We start from the raw sequence: 22,224 nt of genomic DNA, 5'->3' as shown, positions 1-22,224 counted from the left end.
AAAGAAATGTAAACTTTTAATGAATGTTGTTGACATTTCTTTTTTTTAGGAATAGTATTGTTTGAAAACAAACTATCACCAAAGAGTGTGGAGTGCTAAAATATATTGGTACATTAGAATAAAACAAAATAAAATAATATGTCCTATTAGTTGGTATATTATTAAGGAATAACAAGGAGGAATTATGGTTCGTTTACTTAAACATATGAAAGCAAAAGAATGGGCGATGGTTATTGTAAGCATTGCGTTTATTGTTTTGCAGGTTCAGCTGGACTTGAAGTTGCCTGATTATATGTCAGACATAACAGTGCTTGTACAGACAAAGGGAAGTGAAATGTCAGATATATTTACGGCTGGAGGAAAGATGATGGGCTGTGCCCTAGGTTCATTGGCATCAGCAATAGTTGTTGGATTTTTTGCTGCAAAAATAGCAGCTAATTTTTCAAAGAGATTAAGGGAAGATGTTTACGATAAGGTAATGTCTTACACAGATAAGGAGATTAACAGCTTTTCAACTGCCAGTCTTATTACAAGAACAACTAACGATATTACACAGATACAGTTTGTTATAGCTTTAGGCTTACAGGTTATGATTAAAGCTCCAATTATGGCGGTAATGGCAGTAGCCAAAATCAGTTCAAAGAACTTTGAGTGGACAGCGCTTACATTGGCTATAGTTGCTTTTGTAATTTTTATTTTATTGTTTGTGGTAATTTTTGCATTACCTAAGTTTAAGAAAATTCAGTGGCTTACTGATGATTTAAACAGAGTTACAAGAGAAAACCTGACAGGTCTTATGGTTGTGAGAGCTTACAATGCTGAAGATTATCAGGAAGAAAAGTTCGACAAGGCAAATAACAGATTAACAAAAAACAATTTACAGGCATATTTGGTAATGTCAATTATGAATCCGGGACTTAATCTTGCCATGAATGGTTTAACTTTAGGTATTTACTGGATTGGAGCAATATTAATAAACAATGTTGCACTTACAGGCATGGCTGCCATAAAGGAAAGAGTTGGACTTTTCTCTGATATGGTTGTATTTACATCTTATGCAATGCAGGTACTGATGGCATTTTTGTTATTGGTAATGATTTTTATTTTGTTACCAAGAGCAACAGTTGCTGCAAAGCGTATTAACGAGGTTCTTGACACAGAAGTCTCAATGAAAGACGGTGAAAGAGAACAGGGTGAAGAATCATTAAAAGGTGAAGTTGAGTTTAAGAATGTTTCGTTTGCATATCCTGACGCAGCAGACAATGTAATTCACAATATTAATTTTAAGGCACACAGAGGAGAGACGGTGGCTTTAATTGGTGCAACAGGTTCAGGAAAAAGTACAATTATTAACTTAATACCTAGAATTTATGATGCAACTGAAGGGCAGATATTGATAGATGGAGTAGATGTAAAAGATTATTCAGAAAAATCATTAAGAGACAAAATAGGATTTGTACCACAGAAGGCTTATTTGTTCTCAGGAACAATCGAGCGCAACGTAGGTTATGGTGAAGCAAAAGTTAATATGGATGATATAGAAAAGGCTGTTGAAATAGCCCAGGCAAAAGAATTTGTGGAAAATCAGCCAGGTGAATATGACGGTATGGTTGCTCAGGGAGGTGGAAACTTCTCCGGTGGTCAGAAGCAGCGTTTATCAATAGCAAGAGCCATTGCAAAGCAACCTGAAATTCTTGTATTTGACGATTCATTCTCAGCCCTTGATTATAAAACAGATAGAGTTTTAAGGGAAACAATTAAGAAGGAAATTGCAGATACAACAAATATTATTGTTGCTCAGAGAATTGGTACAATAAAAGACGCAGACAGAATTTTAGTTATAGAAGATGGAGCAATTGTTGGCAACGGAACTCACAGTGAATTAATGAAGAATTGTCCGCTTTATCAGGAAATAGCGTACTCACAGTTATCAAAAGAAGAATTGGAAAAGGAGGAAGTGTAAAATGCATGGTAGAAGAATGACTTACGAAAAACCAACAGGTAACACCTTCCAATCTCTTGGAAAATTAGGGAAATACTGTAAACCATATTGGGCAGTAATGATTATTGCAGTTATATGCGACATGTTAGGTGTAGTTACAAAATTAATCGGCCCAAACAAAATAAGCAACATTACAAATAAAATCTCTGCAGGCCTAACAGGAAAAATGGACATTGACGGTATAGTGTCAATTTGTGTTTTCTTGGTAGTTTTGTATTTAGTGGGAACAGCTCTAAGTTACATTACATCGCTGATAATGACTATTGTCACCCAGAAATTAAACAAGGGACTTAGAACAAATATTTCTAAAAAAATTAACAATCTGCCAATTGGTTATTTTCATAAAACCACAACAGGTGACGTGTTATCAAGAGTAACAAATGATGTGGATACAATTGGTACAACAATGCAAAGTAGTATTACCACACTGGTTTCTGCAGTTACCATGTTTGTAGGTTCAATTGTGATGATGGTATATACTAATGTGGTTATGGCAATAACAGCAATTCTTGCATCAGTAATTGGATTTATTTTAATGTTCTTAATAATGGGTCATTCACAGAAATACTTTGCAGCTAAGCAAAAATGGTTAGGGGCAATGAATGGTCACATTGAGGAGGTTTACTCAGGTCATAACATTGTAAAATTATTTAATGGAGAAGCAAAGGAAAAAGAGAAGTTTATTAAATTAAATGAAAAAATGTGCGAAAGCGATTGGAAGTCACAGTTTTTCTCAGGCTTAATGCAACCAATTATGGCATTTATAGGAAATTTTGCTTATGTTGCAGTTTGTGTAATGGGTGCATATTTGGTAATGAACGACTATACAACTTTCGGTACAATTGTTGCATTCATGATTTATGTAAGATTATTTACAAATCCTTTGGCGCAAATGGCACAGGCGGCTACACAGCTTCAGTCCACAGCAGCAGCTTCAGGAAGAGTTTTCGAATTCCTTGAGTCTGAAGAAATGGAAGATGAAAGCCATAAGGTTGAAAGTCTGCCAAAAAGCATTAAAGGTGATGTGGAATTTGACCATGTTAAGTTTGGCTATACAAAGGATAAAGTTATCATACATGATTTTAATGAACATGTTAAACCGGGACAGAAGGTTGCCATTGTAGGCCCTACAGGTGCAGGAAAGAGTACATTAGTAAATCTTTTAATGAGATTTTATGAAGTTGATTCAGGCGACATAAAAATCGATGGCATTTCAACTAAAGATTTAACAAGAGAGAATATACATGATTTATTTGGCATGGTATTACAGGATACATGGACTTTTGAGGGATCTATCAGAGAAAATCTTGCTTATGGAAAAGAAAATGTTACTGATGAACAGCTTGATAAAGTATGTAAGGCAGCAGGGTTAAGTCATTTTATTAAGTCCTTACCAAAAGGTTATGACACAACACTTGATGAAAAGTTAAATATGTCAGCGGGACAAAAGCAGCTTCTTACAATTGCAAGGGCAATGGTTGAGGATGCTCCAATGATGATTTTGGATGAGGCTACAAGCTCTGTTGATACAAGAACAGAAATTAAAATACAGGAAGCAATGGACAAATTAACAAAAGGCAGAACTTCTTTTGTTATAGCTCACAGACTTTCAACAATTAAGAACGCTGATATAATTCTTGTTTTAAAAGACGGCGATATAATTGAAAGTGGAAATCATCAGCAGTTAATGGAGCAAAAAGGATTCTATGCTGACCTGTATAATAGCCAGTTTGAACAGGTGTCATAAGAAAAATATTGTACAAAATTAATATAATTTTATAGGATAGCAGAAAAGGGCTATTTTTCATCATAATTTTAGAGTAGAATGGATATGTTTGGAAAATTGGGAACATAAGAAGGGAAAAACTATGACTAAAAAAATGATAAGAAAAATAGCCCTTGTTTTGGCTATTGCAATGATTACACAATGTGGGTTTGGCTTAAAATTATTTTCTATAGATGTAAAAGCTTCCACAGGGACAGCTAATACGGTAACAGAAATAGAAGCCGGTAGCATTGAAGTTACTACAGGTCAAAATGAAAATACAGGTAGCGGTGACTCAGGAGAAGTGGTCCCTACAGGAAGTGGCGGAGAGACAGTTGAAACAGCTACAGATGAAACATCATCTGATTTACCTACGGAAACACCATCAGAAACAGAAACACCAACAGAGCCTGTTACAACACAAAGTAGTGAAATAATTGACGGTTTATATAGAGTAAAAAAGGGTGTGCTTGTAGAGTATGTGGGAGACAAAGAGGACAAGACAATAACAACTCTTACAATTCCTGCAAAAGTAACAACTATTAATGAATATGTATTTGAAGACTGCAAGTATATTAAAACATTAAAATTTGCACACAACAGCAAAATTGCAACAATTTATAAATATGCATTTAAGGGTTGTGATGCTTTAAAAACAGTTACATTGCCAGGCACATTGAAGACAATAGGTTACAAGGCATTTGCATCATGTCCGGCACTTAAAAAACTGACAATTCCAAGTTCCGTTACATATGGAAATCAGATTTTAGGTTCAAAATCGAATGTTACTTCAGTTACTTTTAAGAAGGGTATGAAAACAATTCCTTCAAATATTTTAAAGAACGCTAACAGGGTTGAGACTGTTTCAATATCATCAACAACAATAACAGTTGGCACAAGTGCTTTTTATGGTTGCTCATCTTTAAAAAAAGTATCCCTTCCAAGCACTACAACATCTATTAATACATATGCGTTTTATGGCTGTAAAAACATGACAAGTTTTACAATGTCAAGTAACATTAAAACCATTGGTAAATACGCATTTAAAAATTGCTCAAAGGTTGAAAAGATAACACTTTACAAAACTATTGTTTCAATTGGTGACGGGGCCTTTACAAATGACAGTAAATTAACACTGCTTGTATATGCAAACTCAAAAGGAAAGGCTTATGCAAGAGCAAAGAAGTTGAAGTGGGATTACACTAATTCAGAAAAGAAAAGAAGAGCAGCAAATAAGACAATTTACGACAATTATCTGGCAAAAGTAACTGCCGGTGACAAGAAAAAATACAAATTAAAATATTTATCAGACTATGTACCTCAGGGGACCTGTGTTCTTGGAAAATATGTAATAGTTTCCATGTATCATAAGCATTTGGCAAAGCGCTCAATACTGGTTGTTTACAGTAAGTCCACCGGAAAATTTGTAAAAAATATTGTCTTGCCTAATTATGATCATGTTGGCGCAATTACCAATGTAAAAGGAAGACTTGTTGTTTCTTTAAATAACATATCAACACCTGATTATGGAGCTGTGTACAGTTACAGTAAGATAAAGAAAGCAAAGCATGGAAAAGTATTAAAACCTGGGTATCGTGTGAGATTCTCGGGAGATGCAGACTTTGCAATTTTTGACGGGACTTATTTTTGGGCAGGTAAAAGTGCTAATATAAACTATGCAACAATGCAGGGCTACAAAGTTAAAATTAAAAAGAAAAAATTAACGTTCACAAGAAAGTTCAGTTATTATGTTCCGGCTAACAGTCAGGGACTAATTGTTCAGAAAATAAGTAAAACAAATAGAAGATTTATATTTGCTCAGTCTTATGGCAGATTAAAGAACTCATCCTTAATTACATACAAGAAAAAAGTAAGCAAGGCTGGTGGACTTGGCAGTCCTGTAAAAACGGAAACCTTGCCATGTATGCTTGAGGGAATTTGTATGAGCGGGAATAAGTACATATTCTTCACATTTGAATCAGGTGCATCGCTATATTGCGGAAATCCTGACAATACAAGTGAATTACAGATAAAATTTGTTTGTAGAATAAGTAAAAGCAAAATGGGATTTTAAAATTATAATCAGTAAATATGGAACTCCTTTGATTAGTAGGTTGGAACTATTAATCGAAGGAGTTTTTTTTGCCTGCCGTGTAAAACATCATAAGAGTGCCATTCGTTGATTATAAATATCTACAAATGGAGAAAAATGTAATTTGAATAAAAATGTTTTTAGGAAACTTGCAATAAAAAAATCTAAAAACAAACCGGTTTTCTCAAATCAAAAATCAATATTGATGAAGAAAAACGTTGCAAATATTTAAGAGAAACGTTTCAAATGTGCAAAATGCACAAAAATAATCATAAAACAATTTCAAATTTGTAAGATTATTGCAAAAAACGTTTTTATAAGCTATTCTATAAAATGTGTTTTAAAATCCAAAACTGTTTTTTTGGATGAGAACGGGTATAGTGCTATATGATTTTATTTTTATTTACATGCAGAATCCGGAAACTGTATGTACCTTAGGAAGGGAGAAAAAATGAGGAGAGGTAATTTTTTTGCCAAGGCTAAAAAGACAACAGCAGTTGTTTTGGCTACAGCTATGGTGTTTGGAATGGCACCAACAAATTGGAACGTTAAGGCAGCGGACAATTCTCCGTATGTTATTTCACAGGGAAGAATGGTTTATGCCAGCTCATCAGTGGCAAACAGTGATCCAACTTACGCAATTGACGGTACAAGGGGAACAAGATGGGAAAGTGCATGGGGAAATGATACAGAATGGATATATGTTGATTTAGGAAAGGTTACAAATTTTTCGAGTATTAGTCTTCAATGGGAAGGCGCTTATGCTAAACAATATCAGATTCAAACATCAAATGATGAAGAAAACTGGAAAACAATTTACACAAATAATAATTGTCAGGGTGGAGACGAAAACTTAAATTTACAGGGAAGTGGAAGATATGTAAGACTTTATATGACACAGAAGGCACTTAGTGCATATGGATATTCACTATATGAATTTCAGGTTTTCGGAACTGACGGAGTTACAAAAAGACCTGAAAATTACGGAACAAACATTGCAGAAAACAAAAACGTTCAGTCATCATCACTTAGAGATGTTTGGTGGATGTATGACGATAACGGTGTAATTAATCAGTCGTCCGTACTTGCAAAAAATGCAGTGGATGGAGATGACAACACATACTGGTGCTCTGGAGAAAGCGACAAACAGTGGTTTATGGTAGACCTTGGTAGAAATTATGATATTGGACGAGTTGTAATTGACTGGAATTCTGATGCAGGAAAAATGTACGACATTCAGGTATCAACAAACGGAACAGATTGGACAACTGTTTATAGACAACAAAAAGGATACGGAAATGCAGTTGCTAATGTACCAATGTTTGCCAATGCAAGATACGTTAGAATGTACGGATATACAAGAGTTGAAAGTGGTAGCGGATTTAGCATAAAAGAATTTAAAGTTTATGAATATAAGCAAGGAGACAGCAAAACAAGTTACACAATTGAAGATTTGCCAAAATCATATGTATCATCAAATGGAAAAGGAACGTACCTTTCTAATTCAATGTACAATGAAAAAGCAAAACTTCCTGTATACAAGGAAGATTCAGTAAAAAGTCCTGTTGACAGTAATGATTGGTGGCAGTCAATTTTAATTAACAAGTTTGGTAATTTATTATCAACACTTCCTCTTAAAACAAAATACTCAACAAAGGGACTTGCAGTTTTAACAGCAACAGAAGGCTGGCTACCGGACATGGGAGAAACGGATGTAAATGTTTCAGTTAATTCTGAAACAGAACCGGATTTCTATATTTTACCGGAGAATCTTGACACATCTTCAGCATGTGACAAGGTTGCAGATTACAGTGATTTTGCTGTAACAGCAGAGTTATGTGATGACAATCATGTGGCAATGAAGAGTACACATGTAAAAGGTTCACCATACGTTTACACAGAATATGGTGACACAGAAACAGTTTATATTTCATCCTCAAGTATCACATCAATTTTTGATGGAAATGGAAACGAGATTTTAGCAAATAATTTATCATCTATAAAAACAGACCATATTGGACTTGAAGTAACAGACAGCGACAACAAGGCAAAAACAAAAACTTCAAAAAGTTATTATTGTTTAACAGTGCCTGAAAATACAACATTTAAGAAAATCGGAAGCTATATTAGAATTACTTTCCCTGGAAAAAATGGCTACATGTCAATTGGATCAATGTTAAATAAGTCACAGATTGAAAAATTCTACAGACATGGATATGCTTTCGTAACAGATACAAAGGTTACATATGATTACAACGATGGAACTTCAAAAATTACATCTAACTACAATGTAACAACAACATTAAAGAGAAATGGATTTACAAATGAAACAATTCTTTGTATGTTGCCACATCAGTGGAAGAATTCAACAGATGACAATAGCTCATTTGCAACATATACATCTGTAAGAGGTGACTTAAAAGCAATTGAAAGTAATTCATTTAAGACAACATCAGAGTTTGCAGGACTTCTTCCAACTTTTGCACTTCCAGCAGATTCACAGTTTGATGGCGAAGCATTACTTGGTTATTTAAATCAGTTAGAAGACGCAACTAAGAACTTAAATCCTGCAGGTGATGCATACTGGGAAGGTAAGAACTTACATCCACTTGGAATGGGAGTGCTTATGGCAGACCAGATTGGAGTAACAGATTTAAGAGACACATTCTTAAAGAGAATGAAGAAAATTCTTGTAAACTGGTTCACATATGATGGAAAAGATGATATTAGTTATTTCATTTACAATCAGAACTGGGGAACATTATATTACGAACAAAGTGAATTTGGTGCTAATGCTTCAATTTGTGACCACCACTTCACATACGGATACTTTATGTTTGCAGCAACAGTTCTTGCTACATACGATGAAGAATTTTACAACGATTACAAGGGCATGATCGAAATGATGATTAGAGATTATGCAAACCCTTCAGATAATGACAGTGAATATTGCAGATTCAGAGCCTATGATTTATATGAAGGTCATTCATGGGCAGGTGGTTATGCTGACAATGACTCAGGTAACAATCAGGAATCAGCATCAGAATCATTATTCAGCTGGGTAAGTATGTATCTTTGGGGTGTACTTACAGAAAATGACACATACAGAGATGCCGGTGTATTTGGTTTTACAAATGAAATGGAAGCAGTAGAGCAGTATTGGTTCGATTATGATAAAGACAACTGGATTGCACAGTGGCCATACGATGTAGTTGGGCAGGTTTACGGTGGAATAAACTTCTACGGAACATTCTTTGGTGGACAGCCATTATATGTATATGGTATTCAGTGGCTTCCAATTTCTGAATATTTAACATATTACGGAATGAACCAGACAAGATGTGCTGAAATTTATCAGGGACTTTTAAATGACACTGACATTGCAATGGACAAAGCAGTTAAGGCTGCAAACAAAGAAGGCAAGTCACAGGAAGAAATTGATAAGATGCTTAAGGAATATCCACAGGCAGACACAGGTTGGCAGCATATTACATGGCCATATTTATCACAGACAAATCCTGATCTTGCGTTAAACAAATTCCTTGCAAATGACACAAAGGTCCAGAAAACTGATACAGCTAATACATATTGGTTTATTAATTCAATGAAAGAATTAGGTGTTAAAACAACTGATATTGTAGCTACAGGAGACTGTTCAGCAGCAGTATACTACAATAAGACAACAAACAAATATACAGCAACAGTTTGGAATCCAACAAACAAGACAAAAGTTGTAACATTCAACAACAAATCAGGCAAAATCGGAACAGCTACAATTGGTGCAAAGGCACTTGTAAGTTTCGAAGTTTACAAAGATAAAGCATTTAATGTATCACAGGCTTCAACACCTGAAATTTCAGTCCCAACAGGAACATATGATGATACACAGTATGTAACTATTAAGACAGATACAGAAGGGGCAACAATTCATTATACAGTTGATGGCACAATGCCAACAAAATCATCACCTGTATATAATGGAACATTTGCAGTATCAAGTACAGCTACTGTAAAAGCAATTGCTGTTAACGATGAATATATTACATCAGCAATGGCATCATCAACAATTACAGTTGACGGTACACCTGTTTCAAAGGATACAAATATTGCTTTAGGTAAAAATATTCAGGTTTCATCAGCGGAAAATGCAACTGTTGGTGGAGACAAGATTGTAGATAATGATACAAGCACAAGATGGTCTTCAGAATTTTCAGATGATCAGTGGTTTGTAGTTGATTTAGGAAAGAATTACACAATTAACAAGGTTACATTTAACTGGGAAGCAGCCTACGCAAAAGCATACAAAGTACAGACATCAACAGATGGAAACAACTGGAATACAGTTTACGAAACATCAAACTGTAAAGGTGGAGAAGAAAGTATTGTATTTGATGCAACAACATGTAGATATGTTAAGATGCAGGGTGTAAAACGTGCATTAGACTATGGATATTCTCTATGGGAAATGGGCATTTACGAAGCAGTAACAGTACAGGCTCCACAGTTTAGCTTAAGCTCAGGAACATACAAGGGAACACAGAATGTATCAATTTCAAGTAACACAAAGGGTGTTGAAATCAGATACACAACAGATGGTTCTACACCAAACAAGAATTCAAAATTATATGTTCCAACAGTTAAAATAAGTAAGAAAACAACAATAAAAGCAATTGCTTACAGAAAGGGCATGATTGATTCAGCAGTATCACAGGCAACTTATACTATAACAGGTGGCACAGAAACACCTGATGTACCGGATACACCTGAAGAAACAGATGCAAAAGCAATTACTAAAGGAATTACAGCTACAGCATCAGGAAGTGAAAGTGATGCAATGGCAGCAAAATACGCTGTAGACGGAAACACTGGTACACGTTGGTCATCAAATTTTGCAGACGATGCGTGGATTACTTTAGACCTTGGGAAAACATATAAAATTAGCAAAGTTGTATTTAACTGGGAGGGTGCTTACGGAAAAGCATACAAGATTCAGACATCAATGGATGGAAAAACATGGACAACGGTTAATAATGTGACAAATGGAAAAGGTGGAGAAGAAACAGTTCCATTTACACAGACTGAAGCAAGATATGTAAGAATGCAGGGTGTAGAGAGAGCCTTACCATACGGTTACTCATTATGGGAAATGACAGTTTACGGTATAGCATCAGGTTCAAGTGATACAAGCGTGCCATCAGGCACAAATGTTGCAAAAGAAGCTACAGCAACAGCGTCAGGAAGTGAAAGTGATGCAATGGCAGCAAAATACGCAGTAGATGGAGATGATGGAACACGTTGGTCATCAAACTTTGCAGATGATGCCTGGTTAGCATTAGATTTAGGTGAAGCTTACACAATTAACAAAGTGTTCCTTAACTGGGAAGGTGCTTATGGAAAAGCATATAAGATTCAGACATCAATGGATGGAAAAACATGGACAACAGTTAAGAGCGTAACTAATGGAAAAGGTGGCAAGGAAACAGTTTCATTTGATGCCACAAAAGCAAGATACGTAAAATTACAGGGTGTAGAGAGAGGTTTACCATACGGATATTCATTATGGGAAATGGAAGTTTACGGAAAATAAGCAAAACTTATAAAATATTGTAAATGTTTAATAAATAAAGAAAAAAGTTAATAAAATTAACAAAACACTAAATTTACTTGTGTTTTTTATATTCAAATGATAAACTTTCCAATGAACAAGGACGTTCGACAATTATTTGTCGCACGTCCTTGTTTTGCTTTTTGGGACATTTTATTCCCCCTTTTTAAGTAAAATGTCTTAATTGGAGATTAGAAAAATATGTATAGGAAATGGAGGTACTTGTTATGAACTCAGGAGACACAGGGTTTATACTCATTTGCTCTGCGTTGGTGTTTTTTATGACACCGGGGCTGGCATTCTTTTATGGAGGTTTAGTTAGGAGAAAAAATGTGGTCAACACCATGATGGCAATTGTTATGATTATGGGACTGGCAACAGTTATGTGGGCTTTGTTCGGTTATTCATTGGCATTTGGCGGAAATCATGGAGGCATTATTGGTGACTTTAGATGGTTTGGATTGGAAGGTATAGGTTGGAATGTAGGACCGTATGCAGATTCAATACCAAATCTTGTATTTTGTGCATTTCAGATGATGTTTGCCATTATTACACCAGCTCTTATAACAGGAGCAGTAGTAGGCAGAATGAGATTCAAGGCTTTGTTTATTTTTATAGCATTATGGTCTTTGGTGATTTATTATCCATTGGCTCATATGGTATGGGGCCAGGGCGGACTTCTTGCTGAATTAGGTTCAGTAGACTTTGCAGGAGGTGACGTTGTACATATTAGTTCAGGTGTAACAGCCCTTGTACTCGCAATTGTTCTTGGAAGAAGAAAAGGTTACGAGCGAATGACATATAGAATCCACAACATACCGTTTGTTGTATTAGGAGCTACAATTCTTTGGTTTGGATGGTTTGGATTCAATGCAGGTAGTGCTTTAAAAGCAGATGGGCTTGCAGCCCATGCATTTATGACTTCGGCAATATCATCGGCAGCAGCCCTTTTGTCGTGGATGTTTATTGATATGGTAAATGATAAGAAAACAACTTTGGTTGGTGCATCAACAGGTTTGGTACTTGGTTTGGTTGCCATTACACCAGGAGCTGGATTTGTACCAATTTGGGCATCATTTATTATTGGAGCATTAGTTAGCCCAATATGTTATTATGGCGTTATTTTAGTAAAGAAAAAATTAAAAATTGACGATGCACTTGATGCATTTGGATGCCATGGCATTGGTGGCATCTGGGGCGGCATCGCAACAGGAATTTTCGGTAAAAGTTCTATTAATTCAGTAGCAAAATGGGATGGCCTTGTATATGGCGAGTGGAGATTATTTGCAGCACAGATTGAAGGAATTCTCATTACAATAGCAATAGCTGTAGTGGGTACACTTATATGTGTTGGAATTGTAAGAATATTTACACCTCTTAGAGTAACAGACCGTGAAGAAAAATTAGGGCTTGATATTTCCCAGCATGGAGAAAGTGCATATCCAAGTTTCAACGGTATGGACCAGTAAATTGTGGAGTAGAAATATTTATATTGGAAATAGTTGATTATTAGGAGGATTAAATCATGATAATGAAAATAGATGCCATTGTCAGAGAAGAAAAGTTTGAAGATGTAAAAAACGCTTTGATGGACATAGAAGTAAATGGTCTTACTGTTTCACAGGTTATGGGCTGTGGATTACAGCGAGGCTACAAAGAAATTGTAAGAGGTATGGAAGTTGAACCTCAAATGCAACCTAAAATTAAATTTGAAATAGTTGTTTCATCTGAAGAATGGGCAGATAAAACTATAGATGCCATAAAAAAAGCTGCTTACACAGGAGAGTACGGAGACGGTAAGATTTTCTGCTATCCTGTAGAAAAAGCTGTAAAAATAAGAACAGGTGAGACAGGCTATGATGCAATTCAGCGTCAGGAATAAAAAAGTAAGGAGATGTGTAAAATGATTATTAAGGTAGAAGCAATTGTCAGAGAAGAAAAAGCAGAGGATGTTATTGCAGCATTAGATCACATTCAGGTAAACGGTGTTACAGTAACAAAGGTTGAAGGTTACGGCGCACAGAGAGGTGCTGATAACTGGGTTAAAGGCATGAAACTTGAAACAAAAGTAAGACCTAAAGTTAAAGTCGATGTAATTGTATCATCTGAAGATTGGGCAGACTTAACAGTAAGAGCCATTCAGAAAGCTGCCTACACAGGAGACTATGGAGATGGAAAGATTTTTACTTATGAAGTAAGAAGCGCACAGAAAATCCGTACAGGTGAGACAGGTTATGATGCAATACAGCAGCAGGAATAATTTAGGTATATAAATAAATAAAAGCACAGTAGCTTTATTGAAAAGCAGACAATGAAACTCATTAAAAAATGGACTATATATGTAATTGATCGTGGTAATATGAAAATCGTATAAGTATTACGACAAACTTTAAAGTCTTACATTTAGTGAGAAAGATTGTCTGCTTTTTATATGTAATTTCTTATTACATATAAACGTTCTACTGGAGATAGATTCTGGCACGAAAGGAAAAATATTGCTAAAGAAACACGTGCTTAGGGCGTAAATATAAATAAAAAATATTTTTATACAAAAAGTGCATTGACTAAAACATAATAAAATGTTACAAAATATATGAGAAAGGCGAAAGCCGTAAAAAGAAGGAGATTATATAAAATGAGAAAACTTAAGGACAAACTATTAGAATTAAGCCACAATAAAGGTTTAATCAAAGTAAGAAACTACAAAAAAGGATATGTGAGAAAAGGAATAACTGCCTTATTTTTAGCATTAACCCTTACAGTATCGTCTTTGGGAAGTGGAGATTTGTATGCTGTAAAAGCAGGTAGCAGTTGGCTTGATAGTAATATTTATGATGACGAAGATGAAGATCAGGAAATTACTATTGTAAATAAGGGTGAGCTTAAAGAAGATATGGAAGTGAAGCTTATAGGACCGGAAAACTGTATGTACAGATATTCTTTTGTCCCAAAGGAAACAGCCATATACACTTTCTATACAGTAGGTAGTTCAGCTACTTATGTTCGTTTGTATGACTCAAATGGAACACAAATACAAAGTGGCGGGAATAGTAGCAAGGTATTTCGTTTAAACTGTTGCATAAGTAAGAAGTTAATTGGAGGGGAGATGTATTATTTTGATTTACAGGAGAGTAATTTTCACTCAATTGCATGTAATGTAATAGTTAAACAAATGGATATGGATGAGACATATAGCTGTACCAAAGATATTGATAACTATGGATTACATGATCAGGAAATACAGTTTGAACCGGTGCTATATAATATTATTGGTGAGGAAATAAAGAATCCAAAAAACATGACATATTTATGGTATAAAGGGGACGTTGATGAGGATGAAAAAGACGACAATATATGTTTAGGCACAGATAAGAAATTTAAGACAAAATGTGATGGATATGCCGATTGCCGTGAATATTCAGCATTGGTGTATAAAAATGAAAAGTTCTTTGAAAAAATATATTGCCAGACAAAGGTAATAGAGTACAAATATACAATGAACCAAGGAGAAAAGTTGGAAGATTTAGACGAGTATACAACATTATTAGAGTTTACTCCCGAAAAATCAGGTTATTATAAGCTATATACAACAGGACTTAATACAGGAACCTTGCGTTTGTATAAAGACAAAGACTACACAAAAAATTGTAAAAATTACGTTGCGATGGCAGAAGAAAATGCAGAAGACTGTAAAAATGTTACCATAGAATATTATTTAAAAGCAGGGGAAACATATTCTTTTATAATGGAATATTTTTATTATAATGTAAGGATGTCAGTGGCCATTAATTTTGTAGGAGATGAAACCTCAACTACAGAAAAGAAAGAAAATAATGAAACATCTTCAAAGGTTGGTGAGTTGCCTTCAAAGGAAACTGGCATTTCAGAGAGAACAGATTCTCAGGTTCGTCCTACAACCGGAAACGTAACAGTAAAAGCACCGGTAAAAGTGAAAATCAAAAAAGCATATAAAAAGAAACAGAAAAACAAAAATAAAACTAAAATTTGTTTACTATTTAATAAAGTAGGAAATGCAAACAAATATGAGATTAAAATAAGCGACAACAAGAAATTTAAAAAGAAAAAAACTAAAACAAAATTAAGTAGGAAAACAAGTTACACATTTAGTGGATTGGCAAAAAGTAAAAAGTATTACATAAAAGTAAGAGCTATTAAAGTAATAGGCAAAAATAAAAAATATGGCAAGTGGAGTAAAGTTTATATTGTAAAATAATACAAATTATTAATATCCATTATTTATGGCGGATTGCTTAAAAATTCTATAAATGTTATAATGTCTAAAATACGGCTTAGTGTTTGCTAGTTTGAAAGGAAAGTATGATATGAAGGATTATATTATTAGTTGTTGTTCAACTGCGGATTTAACAGAAGAGCATTTTAAGGACAGAGATATTGAATGTGTTTTTTTTCATTATGAACTTGATGGAAAAGAATATTTAGATGATTTGGGAAAATCAATGAGTTTAGATGATTTTTATCAGGCAATGATTGATGGAGCAGAAACCAAAACATCTCAGGTAAATGCAGAAGAATACGAGGCACATTTTAGGAAATTTTTAGAACAGGGACTTGATGTATTGCATGTAACATTGTCATCAGGAATTTCAGGCACAATTAACTCTGCATTAGTTGCAAAGGCTAATTTGGAAGAAGAATTTCCTGACAGAAAAATTTATGTTGTTGATTCATTGGCAGCATCATCCGGGTTCGGTTTATTAATGGACAAGTTGGCTGATTTAAGAGATCAGGGAAAAACAATAGATGAAGTATATCAGTGGGCTGAAGAAAACAAAAAAAGAGTAAATCATTGGTTCTTTTCTACTGATTTAACATTCTACATTAAAGGTGGAAGGGTTTCAAAAACTTCCGGTATTGTAGGCGGTATACTTGGTATATGTCCATTGCTTAATGTGAATTTCGAAGGAAAATTAATTCCAAGAGCAAAGATTAAGGGCAAGAAAAAAGTATACAAGGCTATTGTGAAAAAGATGGAAGAATTGGCTGACAATAGATTAGAATATAATGATAAAGTTTATATAAGTAACTCAGCTTGTATGGAAGATGCTAAGGCTGTTACAAACTTAATAGAAGAGAAATTTCCGAATACAAAAGGGAAAATTGAAATATACAATATAGGAACAACAATTGGCAGTCATACAGGTCCGGGAACAGTAGCATTGTTCTTCTGGGGCGACGAAAGAGTTGATTAAGTGCATTTATAGATTTTAAGAATGGAGAAAATAATGAAGATAGCAATTTTAACAGATAGTAATGCTGGAATTGATATAAATGAGGCAAAGGAACTTGGTGTACATTTAGCTTACACACCAATAGTTATCGAAGAGGAAACTTTTTATCAGGAAGATGGTTTGACTAAGGAAAAATTTTACGCAGAATTGAAATCAGATAAAAACATAACAACATCTATGCCCTCTCCAGGAGATATAATGGATAGATGGGATAAGTTATTAGATGAAGGTTATGAGCAGATAGTTTATATTCCGCTATCAAGTGGCTTGAGCAATTCATGCCATGCGGCAATTCAGTTATCAGAGGAATATGATGGCAAAGTTCAGGTAGTGGATAACCATAGAATTTCTGTTACTATGCGTCAGGCTGTTTTAGATGCAATCTGGATGGCTGATAATGGAAAAGATGCAAAGGAAATCAAAGAAGCACTTGAGGCAAATGCCTTTGATTCAATAATATATCTTACTGTTGATGATTTAAAATATTTAAAGAAAGGTGGACGAGTTACACCGGCAGCGGCAGCTCTTGGAGCAGTTTTAAATATTAAACCTGTCTTAAGAACTGTTGGAGAAAATTTTGACGCAGTAGATAAGGTTAGAGGTAGCAAGCGTGCAATTTCAAAAATGCTTGATTACACAGAAGAATATGTAAACAAACTTTTAGAAAATAATGATACATCTAAGATTCGAATTGGTGCAGCAGGAACCTTTGAAAAAGAAGAAGACGCTAACAGTTGGCTTGAACAGGTAAAAGAAAGATTTCCTAACATACCTGATATTTATTATGATCCGTTATCACTTGTTGTTGGGGTTCATACAGGTCCTGAAGCAGCAGGAATTGGCGTAAGTTTAATTTTGAGAGAAGAATAATAATGAGTTATAAATTTTTTTCAAACAAAGAGTGTGAGTATTATCCATGCCACAAAATAGCAGAAGGAGAAGAATTTAACTGCCTATTTTGTTTTTGCCCGTTGTACTCAATGGGAGAAAAGTGTGGCGGAAACTTTACAATTCTTAGCAACAACATAAAGGATTGCAGTAATTGTACTTTTCCACATAGAAAAGATAATTATGACAAGGTAATTGAAAAATTATCAGGCAATTAATTACAGGAAATATAATACGAAAAACATAAATAAATGTTTCACTAGGAATACACCCTGGTGCAAAAAGAATATAGTTGCGTGGCAACACGCACTCAGTACTTAGAATGTCGCTTGCGACATTCTTTTCTTTTAATAAAAATGACAAAATTTCAGTAATGTATAAAAATATATATTTTATACATAAAATAGAGTATACTAATAAACAGTGACAAATTAACAATAATACAAAGGGGAGGAGAAAATGTTAAGAATTGAAAATTTAACAAAGAAGTTTGGAGACAAGAAGGCAGTTGATAGTCTTTCTTTACATATTGAGCCTGGTGAGATTTATGGCTTTATTGGTCATAATGGTGCAGGTAAAACAACAACTATTAAGTCGATAGTAGGAATTTTGAAATTTGATGAAGGTGAAATTCTTGTGGATGGCATGTCTGTGAAAGAGAACCCGATTGAATGCAAGAAGAAAATAGCGTACATACCTGATAATCCGGATTTATATGAATTTATGACAGGTATCAGTTATTTGAATTTTATTGCAGATATTTATAATGTAAGTTCACAAGACAGAACTGAAAGAATTAAGAAATATGGTGATTTGTTAGAATTAACTGATGATTTAGCACAGCCTATTAGTGCCTACTCTCATGGAATGAAACAAAAACTGGCAATTATTTCAGCCTGGATTCACAATCCAAAACTAATAATAATGGATGAACCATTTGTAGGTTTAGATCCAAAATCTTCTCATATTTTAAAAGAAATGATGAGGGATGTGTGTGACAAAGGTGGGGCAATTTTCTTTTCAACTCATGTGTTGGAAGTGGCTGAAAAATTGTGCGATAAAATTGCAATTATAAAAAATGGCCAGTTAATTAAATCCGGCACAATGGAAGAAGTGAAGGGTGACGAATCTTTAGAGGCAGTATTCCTAGAAATGGAGGCTGAACAATAATGATAAAAGCCCTATTAAAAAAGCAACTTAGGGAAGTTATATCTCTAATGTTTCGAAATAAGAAAAATGAACAGAAAATGTCAAAAACAAAAATGGCATCATACATAATTGTATACACAGTTTTGTTTGCAATTGTAGCTGTAGTGTTTTTTAGTATGGCAAATATATTCTGCAAGCCATTTTTACAGGTAGGATTGGATTGGCTGTACTTTGTTATAATGGGAATGGTGGCGATTACATTTGGAGTAATTGGAAGTGTATTTAACACTTATGCAAGCTTGTATCAGGCAAAAGACAATGATTTGCTAATGTCACTTCCAATCCCGGCACTATATATATTGCTAATTAGAGTTGCCGGAGTGTATATTGTAGGTTTGTTTTATCAGTTGTTAGTAATGATACCAACAGCAATAGTATACTTTTTTAATGCAGACATAACTGTGGAAAGAATTATCGGTTGTATTGTAATTACAATAATGAATTCGCTGTTTTTACTGGCAATGTCATGTATATTAGGCTGGATAGTGGCAGAGGTTAGTTCCAGATTGAAATTCAAAAATCTGGTGACAGTAATCGTGTCCGTAGCGTTCTTCGGAATTTACTATTATATATCGTATAAAGCTTATGATGTAATGCAGGGGATAATTGCTCAGGCGGCGGTTGTTGGAGAAAAAATAAAAGGGGTAGCATATCCGTTGTATGCAATGGGTAAGGGAGCTACCGGTAATGTGAAATATATGGCAATATTTTCGCTAATGGTTCTAATTTTGCTGGCAGTTGTAATTTTTGTTTTGGCAAAAAGTTTTTTCAACATAGCTACTGAAAAAAAAGGCGAAAAGAAAAAGGTTTATAAAATAAAAACTGAAAAGCAAAAAAGCGTCTCCAAAGCATTACTGTTTAGAGAGTTAAAAAGATTTACTTCAAGCGCAGTGTATATGTTAAATTGCGCACTAGGCTGTTTATTTATAATAGTCATAACAGTAGCAGTAGTAATAAAAATAGATGAAATAAACAGGCTCATAAGCCTTACAGGCATTAGAAGTGTATATCTTAGTTTTGGTATAACTTTGATGATTTGTGCAGTTATGTCAATGAACGATATTACCGCACCATCAATTTCTCTAGAAGGAAAAAGTATATGGATTGCGAAAACATTGCCTGTGGACACTTGGCAGATTTTGAGAGCAAAATTAAAACTTCATAATATAATAACAATCACACCTATGGTTATATGTAGTGTGATACTGGGCATTGAATTTAAACTATCAATATTGCAGATAATATTAGTTACAGTTGTACCCGTTATTTTCGTAATGCTTAATGGTGCGTTGGGCCTGATAATTAATTTGAAAATGCCAAATTTAAACTGGGTTACTGAGGCGGCAGCCGTAAAACAAAGCTTTGGTGTATTTCTTGCAATACTTTTAGCATGGGCAATGATTGCAGTAATGGCAGTGGTGTATTTGAAAGTATGTGTAGATTGGATAGGTGCGGATACATATTTAGGCATTCTAGTATTAGTGCTTCTATGCTTACTACTTATTGCATATAAGTGGTTAAAAGATAATGGGACAGAAATATTTAGAAATCTTTAGTTTGCATAGAAATATTATTAAAAAAGAACCTGTATACAATTTTATGTTAAGTCTTTACCGGATTACAAAAATCAGTAAGGAGAGTAGTATATAAAAATTGTATACAGGTTCTTTAATATTTAAATAATTAATCAGCAAATTTTACTTTTTTAACTTTGCTCCACTTGCCGTCACAGTATTTATTGTAGCCTTTTACTCTAATGTAGTAGTTTTTTGTTTTTGGTTTCTTCTTTAATTTAAAAGAATTTTTTGAAGCTTTCTTAATAGTTACAGTTTCAACATCATCCTTAAATTTTTTGTCAGGTGAATATTGAATCATATAGCCTGCGTCATATTTGGAAGATTGTTTTTTCCACTGTAATTTTATGCTCTTTGTCTTTTCAATTATCTCAGTAAAAAATCCTTTTGTAGGAATCGGTAATTTTTCTGTTTTAAGAGAAATTGTTTTACTCCACTTGCCGTCTCCAATATTGCTTTTAAAAGCACGAACAGAGAAATAATATTTCTTATTAAAAGAAAGACCTTTTATCGTAGTGCTTAAATTCTTTTCGTTATTAAAAATTTTGTATTTAACATTTTTCTTAAAACTTTTACTGGTTGAGTATTTCAAATAATAACCGGTAACATTTTTTTGACCTTCCCAGCCAAGTTTGATTTTGTTAAGTTTAACAGTCTTAGTTTTTATGGCTTCCTTTTTAGGAAGAATCATAAATGTGGTTGTGCAGGTACCTACAAACTTTTTATCTAATCCCGTAAGTTTAACCTTGGCAACACCGGGATTTTTATTTGAAGAATATTTAATCTTATATTCGGAAGGGGAAACTACCTTGCCATTTACAACTAAAGAAACACTAGGAGTAATTGCTTTTCCCTTTGATCTGAAGACCTTGGAAGATAAAGCAATGGTTCCGTTCTTTATACATGTGTACTTGATACTTTCCTTATTAGGTGTTGAAATTTTTCCGTCTATAAAATTAAATACAACATCCTTATCGGTTGTTCTGTAAACCTTAACGAACTGCAAAGCAAGTCTTTTTAAAACAGAAGCTCTTGGAAGTCTTGCTGTTGAAGCTCTTGAAGAAGAAATTATTGCGTATTGCGGCTGAACGGCCTTTATAAAAGCGGTACAGGATGATGAACCGGCACCATGGTGACCAACTTTTAAGACGTCAGCCTTAAAATTATACCCTTTAGCAAGTAACTGCTTTTCCATTGTTGAAGGCAAATCGCCTGTAAGCAAAAGGGATTTACCACCACAGGTTACTCTTAGAACAATACTGCATTCATTGTAAGTTGTTCCCTGAAAACCATCATAAACAACAGTTACAGTCGCATCTCCAAGCTTCCAAGATTCTCCATCAATAGGATTTCTGTAAGGACAGCCCTTTTCCTTTACGCTATTAATGAATTTTGAATAAGTTTTGTTACCTTTAACGCAAGGCGAATAGAAAACCTGTCCAACTTCATATTTCTCAAAAATTTTATTGAAGTTACCAACATGGTCTCCGTCAGGATGAGTGGCAACTACATAATCTATTTTATTATCAGGTATATTTAATTTGCTAATATAATTGGCAACTAACTCAGATGCACTTGGTGGACCTGAATCAACAATCATGTAATGTCCCTTGCTCTCAACTACAAGGGCATCACCTGAGCCAACATAAATAGAATGAAATGTCATTTCGTTGTCGTTAGCCGATACGTGCATAGCGTAAAAACATGTTGAACATAATAATATGGCTAACACAAATAAAAGTTTTTTTAAAGTTACATAAGCTGTTTTCATTTTTCTTTTTTATTACTATTTAATAAGTAAGAAAATCTTATAAAAGCA

14 protein-coding genes are annotated in these 22,224 nt (G+C 34.3%); 13 read left to right on the top strand and 1 reads right to left on the bottom strand.

The window, feature by feature from the left end:
• The first annotated feature begins 184 nt into the window (after nucleotides 1-184).
• From DW006_RS08745 to DW006_RS08685, 13 genes are all read left to right on the top strand, one after another.
• Nucleotides 185-1,963: an ABC transporter ATP-binding protein gene (locus tag DW006_RS08745; protein ID WP_117999939.1), complete on the top strand. Its 1,779-nt coding sequence runs from the start codon at nucleotides 185-187 to the stop codon at nucleotides 1,961-1,963.
• Nucleotide 1,964: 1 nt separating this feature from the next.
• Entirely contained in the window at nucleotides 1,965-3,749 is a 1,785-nt protein-coding gene (locus DW006_RS08740) for an ABC transporter ATP-binding protein (protein WP_117999938.1), read from the top strand.
• A gap of 121 nt (nucleotides 3,750-3,870) precedes the next feature.
• Complete coding sequence (locus DW006_RS08735) at nucleotides 3,871-5,841, top strand: leucine-rich repeat domain-containing protein (protein WP_117999937.1); 1,971 nt, start codon at nucleotides 3,871-3,873, stop codon at nucleotides 5,839-5,841.
• Between the two features lie 469 nt (nucleotides 5,842-6,310).
• On the top strand, nucleotides 6,311-11,446 hold the full coding sequence (locus DW006_RS08730; protein ID WP_158561102.1) for a discoidin domain-containing protein: 5,136 nt from the start codon (nucleotides 6,311-6,313) through the stop codon (nucleotides 11,444-11,446).
• Between the two features lie 245 nt (nucleotides 11,447-11,691).
• Entirely contained in the window at nucleotides 11,692-12,933 is a 1,242-nt protein-coding gene (locus DW006_RS08725; protein ID WP_022164920.1) for an ammonium transporter, read from the top strand.
• A gap of 56 nt (nucleotides 12,934-12,989) precedes the next feature.
• Nucleotides 12,990-13,346 (top strand): P-II family nitrogen regulator, encoded by a 357-nt coding sequence (locus DW006_RS08720; protein ID WP_117999935.1) that lies wholly within the window; start codon nucleotides 12,990-12,992, stop codon nucleotides 13,344-13,346.
• A gap of 21 nt (nucleotides 13,347-13,367) precedes the next feature.
• A complete protein-coding gene (locus tag DW006_RS08715; protein ID WP_117999934.1) occupies nucleotides 13,368-13,724 on the top strand; it encodes a P-II family nitrogen regulator in 357 nt (118 codons plus the stop codon).
• A gap of 375 nt (nucleotides 13,725-14,099) precedes the next feature.
• Nucleotides 14,100-15,698 carry a fibronectin type III domain-containing protein gene (locus DW006_RS08710; RefSeq protein ID WP_117999933.1) on the top strand — a complete coding sequence of 533 codons (1,599 nt, stop codon included), beginning with the start codon at nucleotides 14,100-14,102 and terminating at the stop codon, nucleotides 15,696-15,698.
• Nucleotides 15,699-15,807: 109 nt separating this feature from the next.
• Nucleotides 15,808-16,695, top strand: coding sequence for a DegV family protein (locus DW006_RS08705; RefSeq protein WP_117999932.1), 888 nt, complete (start codon nucleotides 15,808-15,810; stop codon nucleotides 16,693-16,695).
• Nucleotides 16,696-16,728: 33 nt separating this feature from the next.
• A complete protein-coding gene (locus DW006_RS08700; protein WP_347475121.1) occupies nucleotides 16,729-17,604 on the top strand; it encodes a DegV family protein in 876 nt (291 codons plus the stop codon).
• A gap of 2 nt (nucleotides 17,605-17,606) precedes the next feature.
• Nucleotides 17,607-17,840: a cysteine-rich small domain-containing protein gene (locus DW006_RS08695; protein WP_022165243.1), complete on the top strand. Its 234-nt coding sequence runs from the start codon at nucleotides 17,607-17,609 to the stop codon at nucleotides 17,838-17,840.
• Nucleotides 17,841-18,081: 241 nt separating this feature from the next.
• Nucleotides 18,082-18,792 carry an ABC transporter ATP-binding protein gene (locus tag DW006_RS08690; protein WP_117999931.1) on the top strand — a complete coding sequence of 237 codons (711 nt, stop codon included), beginning with the start codon at nucleotides 18,082-18,084 and terminating at the stop codon, nucleotides 18,790-18,792.
• The gene (locus DW006_RS08685; protein WP_117999930.1) at nucleotides 18,792-20,387 is read left to right on the top strand and encodes a hypothetical protein; all 1,596 of its coding nucleotides are present in this window, start codon (nucleotides 18,792-18,794) and stop codon (nucleotides 20,385-20,387) included. Before DW006_RS08690 ends, DW006_RS08685 begins: the two co-directional genes overlap by 1 nt.
• Nucleotides 20,388-20,514: 127 nt before the next feature.
• Here the strand turns inward: DW006_RS08685 and DW006_RS08680 are convergent, their stop codons facing one another.
• On the bottom strand, nucleotides 20,515-22,176 hold the full coding sequence (locus DW006_RS08680) for an MBL fold metallo-hydrolase (protein WP_117999929.1): 1,662 nt from the start codon (nucleotides 22,174-22,176) through the stop codon (nucleotides 20,515-20,517).
• Nucleotides 22,177-22,224: the final 48 nt, after the last annotated feature.

The organism is Eubacterium sp. AF36-5BH, from assembly GCF_003460505.1.
Classification (GTDB): Bacteria; Bacillota; Clostridia; order Lachnospirales; family Lachnospiraceae; genus Eubacterium_G.
This window is presented reverse-complemented; position numbering and strand designations above follow the sequence as displayed.

Excerpts from the sequence above, each read along its gene's own strand:
- DW006_RS08705 (WP_117999932.1), top strand. The coding sequence starts at position 15,808 with ATGAAGGATTATATTATTAGTTGTTGTTCAACTGCGGATTTAACAGAA.
- DW006_RS08685 (WP_117999930.1), top strand. The coding sequence starts at position 18,792 with ATGATAAAAGCCCTATTAAAAAAGCAACTTAGGGAAGTTATATCTCTA.
- DW006_RS08715 (WP_117999934.1), top strand. The coding sequence starts at position 13,368 with ATGATTATTAAGGTAGAAGCAATTGTCAGAGAAGAAAAAGCAGAGGAT.
- DW006_RS08690 (WP_117999931.1), top strand. The coding sequence starts at position 18,082 with ATGTTAAGAATTGAAAATTTAACAAAGAAGTTTGGAGACAAGAAGGCA.
- DW006_RS08700 (WP_347475121.1), top strand. The coding sequence starts at position 16,729 with ATGAAGATAGCAATTTTAACAGATAGTAATGCTGGAATTGATATAAAT.
- DW006_RS08695 (WP_022165243.1), top strand. The coding sequence starts at position 17,607 with ATGAGTTATAAATTTTTTTCAAACAAAGAGTGTGAGTATTATCCATGC.
- DW006_RS08740 (WP_117999938.1), top strand. The coding sequence starts at position 1,965 with ATGCATGGTAGAAGAATGACTTACGAAAAACCAACAGGTAACACCTTC.
- DW006_RS08720 (WP_117999935.1), top strand. The coding sequence starts at position 12,990 with ATGATAATGAAAATAGATGCCATTGTCAGAGAAGAAAAGTTTGAAGAT.
- DW006_RS08730 (WP_158561102.1), top strand. The coding sequence starts at position 6,311 with ATGAGGAGAGGTAATTTTTTTGCCAAGGCTAAAAAGACAACAGCAGTT.
- DW006_RS08725 (WP_022164920.1), top strand. The coding sequence starts at position 11,692 with ATGAACTCAGGAGACACAGGGTTTATACTCATTTGCTCTGCGTTGGTG.
- DW006_RS08710 (WP_117999933.1), top strand. The coding sequence starts at position 14,100 with ATGAGAAAACTTAAGGACAAACTATTAGAATTAAGCCACAATAAAGGT.
- DW006_RS08680 (WP_117999929.1), bottom strand. The coding sequence starts at position 22,176 with ATGAAAACAGCTTATGTAACTTTAAAAAAACTTTTATTTGTGTTAGCC.
- DW006_RS08745 (WP_117999939.1), top strand. The coding sequence starts at position 185 with ATGGTTCGTTTACTTAAACATATGAAAGCAAAAGAATGGGCGATGGTT.
- DW006_RS08735 (WP_117999937.1), top strand. The coding sequence starts at position 3,871 with ATGACTAAAAAAATGATAAGAAAAATAGCCCTTGTTTTGGCTATTGCA.